Raw genomic sequence first — 12486 nt, 5'->3', positions numbered from 1 at the left:
ACGGACCACGACGAGAGGCGACGAGAGACGGAGCGGACCCGCCGTCACCCGGGCAGGGTCTCTCCGCCGATCGGGGCGAGGACCTCACCCGTGTAGTACGACGACAGCCGGTTGGCGGCGAAGAACACGTACGAAGGGGCGATCTCGTCCGGGTCGGCCGGCCGGCCCATCGGCACCTGCTCGCCGAACTTCTCCGCCTTCTCCTCGGGGAACGTGGACGGGATGAGCGGCGTCCAGACCGGGCCGGGGGCGACGGCGTTGATCCTGATCCCCCGCTCGACCAGCACCTGCGCCATGGAGTAGGTGAACGCGTTGATCGCGCCCTTGGTGGCGGAGTAGTCGATCAGGGTCTTGTTGCCGCGCAACCCGTTGATCGACGAGGTGTTGACGATCGAGCCGCCCTCGGGCATGTGCCGCAGCGCGGCCCTGGTCACCCGGAAGTAGCTGTGGATGTTGACCGCGAAGGTGCGCTCCCACTGCTCGTCCGGCAGCTCCTCCAGTGACCGCACCGGCGTCTGCGTGGCCACGTTGTTCACGAGCACGTCGATCCCGCCGAGCTCGCGGACCGTGCGTTCCACGACCTCCTCGCAGTGGCGGGCATCGGCGAGGTCGCCCGGGATGGTCACGCAGCGGCGGCCCTCCTGCTCCACCAGCTTCCTGGTGTGCTCGGCGTCGTCGTGCTCGGTCAGGTAGGCGATCGCGACGTCCGCCCCCTCCTTGGCGAACGCCACGGCGACGGCCCGCCCGATGCCGGAGTCGCCGCCGGTGACGAGGGCGCGCTTGCCCGCCAGCAGGTCACGTCCGACGTAGTCGCGCATCTCGTCCCTCGGCTCGGGCGTCATCCCGCCCGTCCGGCCCGGGTACGGCTGCGTCTGCGGTGGCGGTGTGGAGTTCGGCTGCTCAGGCATGCGGGTCGGCTACCCCTGACCGTCCGCGGCAAACGGCCGGCCGCCGCGCAGCCGCGGTCACGGTCACGCTCGCCCGATGGATACACACTGTTACCTATCCATCACGCTTTACTATAACCAGAACCGACATCGGGTATGACGTTGCCATGACATCACGGTCGCGGTTCGCTCCGCTCGATGTGGTCTGGAGGACGTGCGACGCCGTGCCCGAGTGCCTGGGCATCGCCCACGAGCCGTACGGCAGATGCCTGGCGCACCTCACGCCGGCCGAGGTGGCGGCGTTCCTGCGCGGCCTGGCGCCCGGACAGTCCCTCGACCTGCGCGGCACCCTCCTGTCGGAGGACCTGATCACGCGGGTCCTCGACGGCGTGGAGCGCCGCGTCGGCAGGGCGAGGTTCGACCGCGCGGTCTTCACCGGCCCGGCCCGCTTCGGCGAGGTCGTCTTCGCCGCCGACGCGAGCTTCGACCACGCCAGGTTCGACCGCCTCGCCTCGTTCTACGGCGCCCGCTTCCTCTGCAACGTCTCCTTCCGCGAGGCCCGGTTCCAGCGCGAGTTCTCCCTGCACGGCGCGCGGGTGCGCGGCCATGCGGCGTTCGACCACGTCACGGTGCGCGGCGACGCTCTGTTCGGCGCGGCCCTGTTCGGCGCGGCACTGGTCGGCGAGGCACTGGTCGGCGGTCCGGGGAACACCCGGTTCCAGAGGGCCTCGTTCCACCGGGCGCAGTTCCACGGGTTCGCCGTGTTCGACGGGGCCGTCTTCCACGGGGACGCCGCCTTCCGCTCCGCCCGGTTCCACCGGGCCGTCTCCTTCCGCGACGCGGACTGCGGGGCGAGCGCCGAGTTCCAGGGCGCCCACTTCGAGGGCGCGGCCTACCTCGGCCCGATGCGGATCGCGCGGCGCCTGTCGCTCGCGGGCGTACGGGCCTGCGCGCCGTTGCACATCGACACCGGCGGGTGCCGTGTGGTGCTGCGCTCGGCGGCCGTCCTGGGACGGCTCGCCGCGCGGCTGTCCGACGCCGAGATCGACCTGCACGGCGCGCGGGTGGCCGGGCTGTCCGACGTCACCCGGCGCTCCGGCCGGCTGCGGGTGACCTCGCTCGACGGCCTCGACGCGGACGCGCTCACGCTGACCGGGGCGGACCTGCGGACGTGCGGGCTCGGCGGGCTGCGCCGCCCCGAGGGCCTGCGCCTGCGGGAGTGCGTGTTCGCCGCGCCGCCGGGCGGGCTCGGGCTGCGCCTGGGCTGGCCGCCCGTACGGTGGTGGAGCCGCCGCCGGGTCATCGCCGACGAGCGCCTGTGGCGGGGCTGGGGAGCGCAGGGCTCGGACGGGCCCGCACCCGACCCGGCGCGCCTGGCCGTGCTGTACGAGCGGCTGGGGCCGGGCGTCGACGACGCGCGGGTCGCGGCCGACTTCGCGTTCGGCGCCATGGAGATGCGGCGGCAGGGCAGCCCGCGCGGCCTGATGCGGCTGCTGCTGTCGCTCTACTGGCTCGCCTGCGGGTACGGCCTGCGCGCGGGGCGGGCTCTCGGATGGCTCGCGCTGGTGGCGGCCGTCGCCGCGGGCGCGGTGTGCTGGGCCGCCGGGGTGCGCCCGCCGGACAGGCCCGCCGTCCAGCGTGCCCGGGTCGGTGTCGTACGGCCCGTGGCGTCCTTCTCCCACGCGGCGCACGGGCTCGCAGGCTGAGGACGAGCAGGGGAGCATCGAAGACTTCGATGCTGAGGACCACAAGCGTTCACGATTGTTACCGCCGTTACCTCCTGTCGCCAGCATAAGCTCAATCGTTCGCAAAGCAGGAGGTTCCATGACAAAGCGCCTATATGTGGCCATAGTCGGCGCGCTGGTCGTGTCGGCGCTCGCCGGCGGCTGCGGGCGTTCGTCGTCGGGGACCGCCGCGGGCGACAGCGCGGCGGCGACGACGGGCAAGACCGCCAAGGACCTGGTGCCCGAGGACGTGCGCGAGTCGGGCACCCTGCGGGTCGCGACGTCCGAGGGCTACCCGCCGATGGAGATGTACAAGAAGGGCACCCAGGAGCTCACCGGTGTCGACCCCGACCTCGGCGCCGCCATCGCGGCCAAGCTCGGGCTGAAGTTCTCGATCACCAACGCGGCCTTCGACGGGCTCATCCCCGGCCTCCAGGGCGGGCGCTGGGACATCGTGATGTCCTCGATGAGCGACACCGAGGAGCGGCGCGCGGCGGTCGACTTCGTCGACTACTTCAACGCCGGCGGCGCCATCATGGTGAAGAAGGGCAACCCGGACGGCATCAGGAACCTCGACGACCTGTGCGGCCGCACGGTGGTGCTGGCCAAGGGCAGCTCCAACCTCGCCATCGGCGAGAAGCAGAACGAGAAGTGCGCCACCAAGATGAAGATCATGCAGAGTGAGGACGCGCCCACCGGCCTGCTCTCGATCGACTCCGGGCGCGCGGTGGCCACGATCGTCGACTACCCCGTCGCCGTCATGTACGCCAAGGACACCGGCAAGTACGACGTGCTGCCCGAGCAGTACGACGCCGGTCCGTGGGGCATCGCCATCGACAAGCGCAAGGCGGCGCTGCGCGACGCGGTCGCCAAGGCGATGGAGGAGCTGCAGGCCGACGGCGGCTACAAGGCCGTGCTCGACACGTACGGCGTGACCGCCAACGCCGTCGACGGCGTGCTGGTCAACACCCAGCCGTGGAAGTGACGCCGGAGAGGGCGGCCGGCGTCGAGCTGCCGATCGAGGCCGTGCGCCCCGTGCGGCCCGGCCGGTGGCTGGGGGCGGCCGTCGCGCTCCTCTTCCTCGTCTGGCTGGCCTACACGATCATCGTCAACGAGAACCTGCACTGGGACGTCATCGTCGCCTTCCTGGCCGACGGCAGGATTCTCGGCGGCCTATGGGTCACGATCCAGCTCACCGTGCTGTCCATGGCCATCGGCCTGGCCCTGGGCGTGCTCGCCGCCGTCATGCAGCTGTCGGACAACCCCGTGCTGCGCGGCACCTCCGCCCTCTACACGTGGTTCTTCCGCGGCACGCCGCTTCTGGTGCAGCTCATCTTCTGGTTCAACATCGGGCTGGTCTTCCCCACCTTCGCGGTCGGCGTGCCGTTCGGCGGGCCCAAGCTGATCGAGTGGCAGGCGAACGCGGTCATCACGCCGTTCACCGCCGCGCTGCTCGGCCTGGCCATCAACGAGGGCGCGTACATGGCGGAGATCGTCCGCGCGGGCATCCGCTCGGTCGATCCGGGCCAGCGGGAGGCGGCCGAGTCGCTCGGCATGTCGCACCGGCAGGTGCTGCGCCGCGTGGTGCTGCCGCAGGCCATGCGGGTGATCATCCCGCCGACCGGCAACCAGTTCATCTCGATGCTGAAGACCACCTCGATGGTCTCGGTGATCGCCGGGGCCGAGCTGCTCACCGTGGCGCAGCGCATCTACCTCGGCAACTTCGAGGTCATCGCGATGCTCGTGGTCGCGTCGATCTGGTATCTCGTCCTCACCACGATCGCCAGCGTCGGCCAGCACTTCGTCGAGAAGCGGTTCGAACGCGGCCACGTGCGGCTGTCCTCCCGGATCCGCAGCAACCTGTCGCCCCTGCCGTCCAAGGAGGCGCTGCCGTCCGAAGAACCCCTTCCGCCCAAAGAACCCCTGCCGCCCAAAGAACCCCTGCCGTCCAAGGAGCCCCGGTCAGCCGAGGAGACGATGTGAGCACCCCTGACCAGCCGATGGTGCGCATCCGCTCCGTCCGCAAGCGTTTCGGGTCGCTGGAGGTGCTCAAGGGCATCGACCTCGACGTCCCCGCCGGTCAGGTGGTGTGCGTCGTGGGCCCGTCGGGGTCGGGCAAGTCGACCCTGCTGCGCTGCGTCAACCGCCTGGAGAGCATCGACTCGGGGCGGATCTGGGTGAACGGCGAGCTGATGGGCTACGCCGAGCGCGGCGGCCGGCTGCACGCGCTGCGCCCCCACGAGCTGTCGCGGCAGCGGCGCGGCATCGGCATGGTGTTCCAGCGCTTCCACCTGTTCCCGCACCGCACCGCGATCGAGAACGTGATGGAGGGGCCGGTCACCGTGCTGGGCACGCCCGCCGCCCAGGCGAGGCGGCAGGCGGAGGAGCTGCTGGAGCGGGTCGGCCTGGCCGACCGGGCCCACCACTACCCGTCCCAGCTGTCCGGCGGCCAGCAGCAGCGGGTGGCCATCGCCCGCAGCCTCGCCATGCGGCCCAGCCTGATGCTGTTCGACGAGCCGACCAGCGCGCTCGACCCCGAGCTCGTGCAGGAGGTGCTGGCCGTCATGCGGGACCTCGCGGCGACCGGCATGACCATGATGGTCGTCACCCACGAGATGAACTTCGCCCGCGAGGCCGGCGATCAGCTCGTGTTCATGGACGACGGCGTCATCGTCGAGCGCGGCGACCCGCGCGAGGTGCTCGCCGCGCCCCGCCACGAGCGGCTGCGCGCCTTCCTCGGGCAGGTCCAGTGAGCGGCTTCGACCTGCTGATCCGGGGCGGCCTGCTGGTGGACGGCACCGGCCGCCCGGGCAGGCCCGCCGACGTCGGTGTCACCGCCGGGAGGGTGACCGTGCTGGCCCCGGGCGAGGCCCCGGCCGGGAGCGCGGCCCACAGCGCGGCCGAGGTGGTCGACGCGCGCGGGCAGGTGGTCTCCCCCGGCTTCGTCGACGTGCACACCCACTCCGACGGCGTCACGCTGCTCGGCGCGGAGGGCGGCGGCTCGGCGCTGGTGCGGGCCCCGGTGCTGGTGCGGGCCTCGGTGCTGCAAGGGGTGACCACCGAGATCTGTGGCAACTGCGGGTCCGGGCTCTTCCCCGCCCTGCCGGAGCGGCTGCCCGCCATGCGGGCCGAGACGCGGATCACCTTCGGCGGCGACGTCGGGGCGTACGCGAACTTCGCGAGCTTCGCCGCCGCGCACGCCGGGGTGCCCCGGGCCAACCATCTGGCCTCGCTCGTCGGCCACGGCACGCTCCGGGCGGGCGTGCTCGGGCCCGTCGACCGGCCCGCCCGGCCCGGCGAGCTGCGCACGATGTGCGCGCTGCTCGACGCCTGCCTGGCGCAGGGCGCGGCCGGGCTGTCCACCGGCCTGATCTACACGCCTGGATCGTACGCGGGCACCGACGAGGTGGTGGCGCTGGCGGCGGTGGCCGCCCGGCACGGCAAGCCGTACGTCACCCACCTGCGCGACGAGATGTCGCGGGTGGAGGAGGCGCTGGAGGAGGCGGTCGAGATCTCCCGGCGCAGCGGCGCGGCGCTGCACGTCTCGCATCACAAGACCGCGGGCCGCTACGCCTGGGGCCGCACCGAGCGCACGCTGCCGCGCATCGCCGCGCTGCGCGCCGAGGGCATGGACGTCACCTGCGACGTCTATCCCTACACGGCGGGCAGCACGGCGTTGTCGGCGATGCTGCCGCCGTGGGCGAACGACGGCGGCCTGGGGGCGCTCACGGCGCGGCTCGGCGACCCCGCGCAACGCGACCGGATGCGCCGGGCCATCGCCGAGGGCGTGCCCGGCTGGGAGAACACGGTCGGCAACGGCGGCTGGGACCGGATCTCGGTGGCGTGCGCGCCCCGCCACCCGCAGACGGAGGGCAGGACCATCGCCGACCTCGCGGCCTCGGCGGGCGCCGACCCTCTCGACGTGGCCGCCGATCTGCTGGTGGCCGAGGCGGGCGAGGTGACGATCATCAGTCACTCGATGGTCGAGGAGGACGTGCGGCGGGTGCTGGCGGCGCCGTACGCGATGATCGGTTCGGACGGCGTGCCGAAGCCGGGCGGGCGTCCGCACCCGCGCTGGGCGGGGACGTTCCCGCGGGTGCTCGGCCGGTACGTCCGGGAGCTGGGGCTGTTGCGGCTGGAGGAGGCGGTGCACAAGATGACCGGGATGGCCGCGGCGCGCTTCGGGCTGACCGGGCGCGGCGTGATCCGCGACGGCGCGCACGCCGACCTGGTGGTGTTCGATCCGGCGACGGTGGCCGACCGGGCGACGTTCACCGACCCGCTGCTGCCGCCCGCCGGGATCGGCGCGGTCGTCGTCGCCGGTGCGGTCGTGGTGCGCGACGGCGAGGAGACCGGCGCCCGGCCGGGAAAGGTGCTGGCCCTGTGACCGGCGACGTGACGCATGGGGCCGGACGCGGCCCGCTGGAGGAGGCGGCGGCCGCCTGCCCGGGCACGCTGGCCGTCTGCGTCCCCGGGACGCTCGCCCTGAACGACGACGTGGTGCTGCCGCTGGCCAGTACCGGGAAGGTGCTGCTGCTCGCGGCGCTCGCGCAGGACGTGGCGGCGGGCGTCGTGGACCCCGGCGAGCGCGTGAGGCTGCTCGACGAGGACTACGCGGGCGGGTCGGGCCTGCTGACCGGCCTGTCGGCGCGCGACTGGACGGCCGGCGACCTCGCGCTTCTCACCGCCGCCGTCAGCGACAACACCGCGACCAACGCGCTGCTGCGGCGGCTGGGGCTCGGCCGGGTGGACGCGGCCGCCGCCGCGCTCGGGCTTGCCGTGACCCGGATCCACGACAGGATCCGCGAGCCCCGGCTCCCGGAGCATCCGCCCTCCTTCGCCACGGGGACGGCGCGCGAGCTGGCGGGCCTGATGCGGTCGCTGGCATGCGGGCGCCAGCCGTGGCAGCGGCTGCTGCTCGGCTGGATGGCGCACAACACCGACCGCGCGCTGGTGCCCGCGCTGCTCCCGCACGAGCCCGAGGACCGCGAGCTCCCGGCGGTCCTGCCGTACGCCGCGGGGGTCTGGGTGGCGAACAAGACCGGCACGGACGCCGGGACGCGGGCCGACGTGGGCGTCATGGCCGGGGTGCGGTGGGAGGGCTACGCCGTGCTCGCGCACGGTCCTGCGGGCCGTGAGCACGGCCTGGTCGAGGCGGTCCGGCGGGCGGGCCTCGCCATCGCGGCCACCGTCCTGCCCCCGGGTAACAGGCCGGGTGATCAGGCCGGGTGATCAGGCCGGGTGACCGCGCCGGTCGACCGCGCCGGGCAACCAGGGCGCGGTGCATCCGACCAGGTCTGATGCGGGGTCACCGATACTGGGGGAATGCTCAGCAGTCACCGCCTCAAGGTGCTCCTGGAGGTCTTCAGGACCGGGAGCATCGCCGGAGCCGCCAAGTCCCTGCGGCTGTCGCCCTCCGCCGTCTCGCACCAGCTCGCCCGGCTGGAGGAGGAGGCGGGGGTCGGGCTGGTGGAGCGGGCCGCGCACAGCCTGCGGCTGACCGCGGCGGGGCGTCGCCTCGCGGGGCGGGCGCAGGAGGTGCTCGACCTCATCGAATGCGCCGAAAAAGACCTGCTCGCGCAGGCGCGGGCGGACGCGGGGCAGCTGCGCATCGGGTTCTTCGCCTCGGCCGGCTATCGCCTGCTGCCGATGGCGTTGTCGTCCTTCACCGCGCGCCACCCGGGCGTCGAGCTCGATCTGGTGCTCGGGCAGCCCCACGAGCTGCTGCCCGACGTGGAACGCGGCGAGCTCGACGTGCTGGTCGTGTTCGAGCACGCCCTGGATCCGTGGAAGGCGCCGAAGGGCGTCGAGGTCGTCCACCTGTTCGACGAGCCGCAGCTCCTCGTCATGCCGCTCGGCCATCCGGCGGGGCACCGGCCCCGAGTGCGGCTGACCGACCTGGCCGACGAGCCGTGGATCACGACGTTCGGCACCGAGACCCCGGTGTCGGTGCTGGAGCGGGCCGGCGCGCTGGAGGGGATGACGCCCACCATCCGCTGCCGCAGCGACCACTACGAGGTGACGCTCGGCCTGGTGCGGGCCGGGCTCGGCGTGGCCCTCGTGCCGAGCCTCGGCGTGCAGGGCGCGGCGGGCATCCAGGTGTGCCAGGTGGACGGGCCCAGGCTCTACCGGCGGGTGGGCGCCGCGCTGCGCCCCACCAACCCCAATCCCGCGCTGCGCGCGTTCGTCGACTACCTCAGGGACGCCTCGGCCCGCCTCAGCGTGACCCTCCGGTAGGCCGGGCACGCGGCGCCCTGCCCACCGGGTGGTGGGCAGGGCGCCGATCGGTCACCAGTTCCCGAGCCTGCGGCCGCTGTGCTCGCCACGCTCGTGCCGGCGGTACGCCTGCGCCATCGCCAGCGTGGCGGCTCCCAGCGCCACGGTCACGATGCCGATCGCGACGTTGTTCCATATGGTCGTCGCGGTGGCCTCACGTCCCGCGCGCAGCACAAACGGCGAGATGATCGCCCACACGCCGAGCAGCGGGAGAAGCCAGCCCATGCCGTAGGTGCGCCCGAAGGCGGACGCGAGCCCCAGGGCGAGGGCGCTGATCACGAGGCCGGTGATGAGGTTGTTGACGGTCATGCCCCGGAATCCGAAGAACCCGACGATCCATGGCGATAGGGCCAGATACAGGCCGGCCAGGAAGGCTAGCCCCTCCAGCACCTGGGCGGGGGCCGTCGAGCCCGCCCGATCGTACGTCTGGCGTAGCTCGCTCACGTCGGGATGACGCTCGAGGCCGGTGGGTCCAACCATGTCTGGTTCCGCCTTTCCTGCTGCGTGCGTTTGTGTCGACGGCCATACCCCACAAAATCCCGGCATTCTCGAATTCGATTAATATTCCCGCATTTATTTGGTAATCGCCGGACAAATACGTTCGGGAGCGTTCAAGGCGACATGCGGCGGGAATGGCCGGGCAGGGTAGTGATAGGGCCTTCGACGGGAGGCTCCGCAACCAGAGCCGGAGACGGGACGCTGGGGGTCATGATCGCTGTAGTCCTGGCCTTGCTCGCCGCGGCGGCCAACGCCGTCGCGTCCGTGCTGCAGCGCCGGGCCGCCCGCAGCGCCCCGGCCGACGAGGCGTTCCGGATCGGCCTGATGTGGGACCTCATGCGGCGGCCCACCTGGCTGGGCGGCATCGCCGCGCTCATCGCGGGCTTCCTGCTGCAAGCGGCCGCGCTGACGACCGGCGGGCTCGCGCTCGTCCAGCCCCTGCTGGTCGCGGAACTGCCGATAACGATGCTCGTCGCGGGCTGGATGTTCCGGGCTTGCGTCACTCCCCAGACGTGGCTGGCGGTCGGCGCGCTGACGGTGGGACTGGCCGGGTTCCTCGTTTCGGCGTCGCCCACTCCCGGTGACCGGCTCCCCGGCATGCTGACCTGGGTCGTCTCGGCGGGTGTGACCGCCGGGCTGCTCGCCTGCTGCGTGGCCGCCGCGATCGCCTGTGGCGGGCCCGCCCGCGCGGTGCTGCTCGGGGTCGCCGCCGGGCTCGGCTTCGCCTACACCGCCGTGCTCATGAAGCGGACGGTGGAGGAGTTGCCGGCGGGCCTGCGGACGCTCGCCGGCTCCTGGTCGCTGTGGGCCATGGTGGCGGCCGGTCTGTGCAGCCTGTTCCTGCTGCAGAACGCCCTGCACAGCGGTCCGCTCGTCGCCGTGCAGCCCGCGCTGACCGTGACCGACCCCGTGGCGAGCACGGCGTACGGCGTGGCGATGTTCGGCGAGGACATCCGCACCGGTCCGTGGGTGCTGCCCGAGCTGACCGGCATGGCCCTCATCCTGTACGGCAGCGTGCTGCTGTCGAAATACGCCCCGCTCAGGGAGCAGGCTCGCATGGCCGGGGCTCATCATCGCGGAGCGGGAGGAGGTCCGGGAGAAGAAGGGACTCGGCCGGCGCCGTGGTGAACAGGACGGCCGCCCGCGCGATGAGCGCGGCCCGCCCGGGCAGGCCGGGTTCGAGCCGGTCGAGCGCCCGCAGCAGGTCGGCACGGCGGCGCGCGTGGACGCTGACCCCGGCCCGCGCCATCGCGAGCACGCCGTCCCTGCCGTGCCCGGCGATGGGCCGGTGGGTGACGACCGGCACTCCCGCCGCGAACGCCTCCCGGCAGGTCAGCCCGCCCGCGTTGTCCACCAGCGCGTACGCGGAGGCGAGCAGGCCGGCCAGGTCGTCCCGCCAGCCGAGGGCGATCCCCGCACGGCCCAGCAGGCGGTCGAGGCGGCGGCGCAGCCGCTCGTTGCGCCCGCACAGCACGACGGGAATGTAGCGGCCCGAGCGGGCCAGGAGCCGGGCGGTCGCCGCGACCCTGCCGACTCCCCAGGACCCCGCGCAGACGAGCACGATCCGGTCGCCGTCGCGCAGGCCGATGCGGGCCCGCGCGTCCGCCGGCGCACCGGCGCACGCGAATTCCGGACGGACGATCGGGGCACAGCGGAAGGCCGGCCGGCCGACGGCGGCCGTCACCGCGAGGGCAGTGGACGTGTCCGGACACAGGTAGCGGTCGTTGCCGGGGTGCAGCCAGAGGCGGTGCACGGCGAAGTCGGTCAGCACGACCACGCTCGGCACGGCCAGCCGTCCCCGCTCGCGCAGGTGCCCGGCGGCCTGCGCGGCCACGTGGAAGACCGGCACCACCAGGGAGGGCCGCACGCGGCGCACCGCACGGGCCAGCCCGGCCGCGGCCACGATCGTCAGCGGCGAGGTGGAGGGGGCCCGGCGGGAGACGAAGAACACGCGGTAGACCAGCGCGTACAGCCACGGCGACCGCAGCATGACCGCGCGATACCACCAGCGCAGGAGCGCGCCCAGCCGCAGCGGCAGCAGGGCGAGCACGTCCACGACCTCCGCGTGCATGCCGGCGGCGGCCAGGCGGCGGGCCAGTTCGGCGGCCACGGCGTCGTGGCCCGCGCCCATAGAGGCGCTGACGATCAAAGCCCTGCCGCTCATGCTCGCGACGTCCCTCATGCTCACGACCCTCCTTCCCGGGCGGGGGGAGGCGTGACGGACACTGGAACGCGATGAGACCTCACGCGCTGGTCGTCGCCGGGCTGGCCCTGCTCCACGCCGGGCCGGGGGCCGCCTGGCTGCCCGCGGTCCGCCGCCTGCTGCCGTCGCTCGCGGGCGAGGGCGATCCCGGGCATGTCGCGCTGACCTTCGACGACGGGCCCGACCCGCGGTCGACCCCGCTGTTCCTCGACGAGCTCGACCGGCTCGGATGCCGGGCGACCTTCTTCGTCCTCGGCGAGATGCTCGACCGCCATCCGGAGCTCGGGCGGAGCATCGCGCGGGCCGGGCACGAGGTGGCCGTGCACGGCTGGCGGCACGACAACGCCCTGCTCACCCGGCCAGGCCGGGTCGCGGCCGAGATGGGCAGGGCCGCGCGCCTCGTCGCCGCCGTCACCGGCACACGCCCGTCGTGGTACCGCCCGCCGTACGGCGTGCTGAGCGCCGAGGCGCTGGTCGCGGCGCGATGGCACGGCCTGCGGCCGGTGCTGTGGACGGCCTGGGGCGAGGACTGGACGCGCCGGGCCACGCCCGGCTCGGTGCTGCGCACCTTGGAGCCCGGCCTGCGCGGCGGGGCGACGCTGCTGCTGCACGACTGCGACCACACCTCCGCCCCGGGTTCCTGGCGCTCGGCGCTGGGCGCGCTCGCCGGCGCGGTCGCGCGCTGCCGCGCCGCCGGACTGCGTGTCGGACCGCTCGGCGCCCACGGCGTGGGTGTACCCGGCGGCGGCGCGCGGCCCCACCGGCTGCCTGCGCCGGCAAGCTTTTACCTGCGGCCGGAAGCATAAAAACGCGGAAAAAGGGACGCTCACCTTTGGCGCCCTTCTCCATCACATTTTTGCGCTTTTTTCCGAACATCACCTGGCCGGGCACGCCGCTT

Annotated in this window: 12 protein-coding genes; 9 read left to right on the top strand and 3 right to left on the bottom strand. The window is 73.4% G+C overall.

Annotation, left to right across the window (positions count from 1 at the left end):
- Window positions 1-44: 44 nt before the first annotated feature.
- Entirely contained in the window at window positions 45-908 is an 864-nt protein-coding gene (locus OHB01_RS28815) for an SDR family oxidoreductase (protein ID WP_142648528.1), read from the bottom strand.
- A gap of 146 nt (window positions 909-1054) precedes the next feature.
- On the opposite strand from OHB01_RS28815, the gene OHB01_RS28810 reads away from it, so the two are divergent.
- The 7 genes from OHB01_RS28810 (at window position 1055) to OHB01_RS28780 (ending at window position 8848) form a co-directional block, all read left to right on the top strand.
- A complete protein-coding gene (locus tag OHB01_RS28810) occupies window positions 1055-2593 on the top strand; it encodes a pentapeptide repeat-containing protein (RefSeq protein WP_328854237.1) in 1539 nt (512 codons plus the stop codon).
- 118 nt (window positions 2594-2711) lie between these two features.
- Window positions 2712-3596: an ABC transporter substrate-binding protein gene (locus OHB01_RS28805; protein WP_328854236.1), complete on the top strand. Its 885-nt coding sequence runs from the start codon at window positions 2712-2714 to the stop codon at window positions 3594-3596.
- On the top strand, window positions 3587-4594 hold the full coding sequence (locus OHB01_RS28800) for an amino acid ABC transporter permease (protein WP_328854235.1): 1008 nt from the start codon (window positions 3587-3589) through the stop codon (window positions 4592-4594). Before OHB01_RS28805 ends, OHB01_RS28800 begins: the two co-directional genes overlap by 10 nt.
- A 17-nt stretch (window positions 4595-4611) precedes the next feature.
- Window positions 4612-5364 (top strand): amino acid ABC transporter ATP-binding protein, encoded by a 753-nt coding sequence (locus OHB01_RS28795; RefSeq protein WP_142648556.1) that lies wholly within the window; start codon window positions 4612-4614, stop codon window positions 5362-5364.
- The gene (locus OHB01_RS28790; RefSeq protein WP_142648525.1) at window positions 5361-6998 is read left to right on the top strand and encodes an N-acyl-D-amino-acid deacylase family protein; all 1638 of its coding nucleotides are present in this window, start codon (window positions 5361-5363) and stop codon (window positions 6996-6998) included. Before OHB01_RS28795 ends, OHB01_RS28790 begins: the two co-directional genes overlap by 4 nt.
- Window positions 6995-7843 (top strand): serine hydrolase, encoded by an 849-nt coding sequence (locus OHB01_RS28785; RefSeq protein WP_328854234.1) that lies wholly within the window; start codon window positions 6995-6997, stop codon window positions 7841-7843. Before OHB01_RS28790 ends, OHB01_RS28785 begins: the two co-directional genes overlap by 4 nt.
- Window positions 7844-7936: 93 nt before the next feature.
- Window positions 7937-8848 carry a LysR family transcriptional regulator gene (locus tag OHB01_RS28780; protein ID WP_142648524.1) on the top strand — a complete coding sequence of 304 codons (912 nt, stop codon included), beginning with the start codon at window positions 7937-7939 and terminating at the stop codon, window positions 8846-8848.
- 51 nt (window positions 8849-8899) lie between these two features.
- Here the strand turns inward: OHB01_RS28780 and OHB01_RS28775 are convergent, their stop codons facing one another.
- Complete coding sequence (locus OHB01_RS28775; protein WP_205830399.1) at window positions 8900-9331, bottom strand: SPW repeat protein; 432 nt, start codon at window positions 9329-9331, stop codon at window positions 8900-8902.
- A gap of 264 nt (window positions 9332-9595) precedes the next feature.
- Between OHB01_RS28775 and OHB01_RS28770 the strand changes: the two genes are divergently transcribed.
- Complete coding sequence (locus tag OHB01_RS28770) at window positions 9596-10513, top strand: DMT family transporter (protein WP_142648523.1); 918 nt, start codon at window positions 9596-9598, stop codon at window positions 10511-10513.
- On the opposite strand, the gene OHB01_RS28765 is transcribed toward OHB01_RS28770, so the two are convergent.
- Entirely contained in the window at window positions 10425-11567 is a 1143-nt protein-coding gene (locus tag OHB01_RS28765) for an MGDG synthase family glycosyltransferase (RefSeq protein WP_328855870.1), read from the bottom strand. The genes OHB01_RS28770 and OHB01_RS28765 overlap by 89 nt on opposite strands.
- A gap of 53 nt (window positions 11568-11620) precedes the next feature.
- Here OHB01_RS28765 and OHB01_RS28760 point away from each other — a divergent pair, with 53 nt between their 5' ends.
- Window positions 11621-12394, top strand: a complete 774-nt coding sequence (locus tag OHB01_RS28760) for a polysaccharide deacetylase family protein (RefSeq protein WP_142648522.1) — start codon at window positions 11621-11623, stop codon at window positions 12392-12394.
- Window positions 12395-12486: the final 92 nt, after the last annotated feature.

This window comes from Microbispora hainanensis (assembly GCF_036186745.1).
In the GTDB taxonomy this organism is placed as follows: domain Bacteria; phylum Actinomycetota; class Actinomycetes; order Streptosporangiales; family Streptosporangiaceae; genus Microbispora.
Note: the sequence above shows the minus strand (reverse complement) of the source record. Positions and strands in the feature narration are given on the sequence as shown.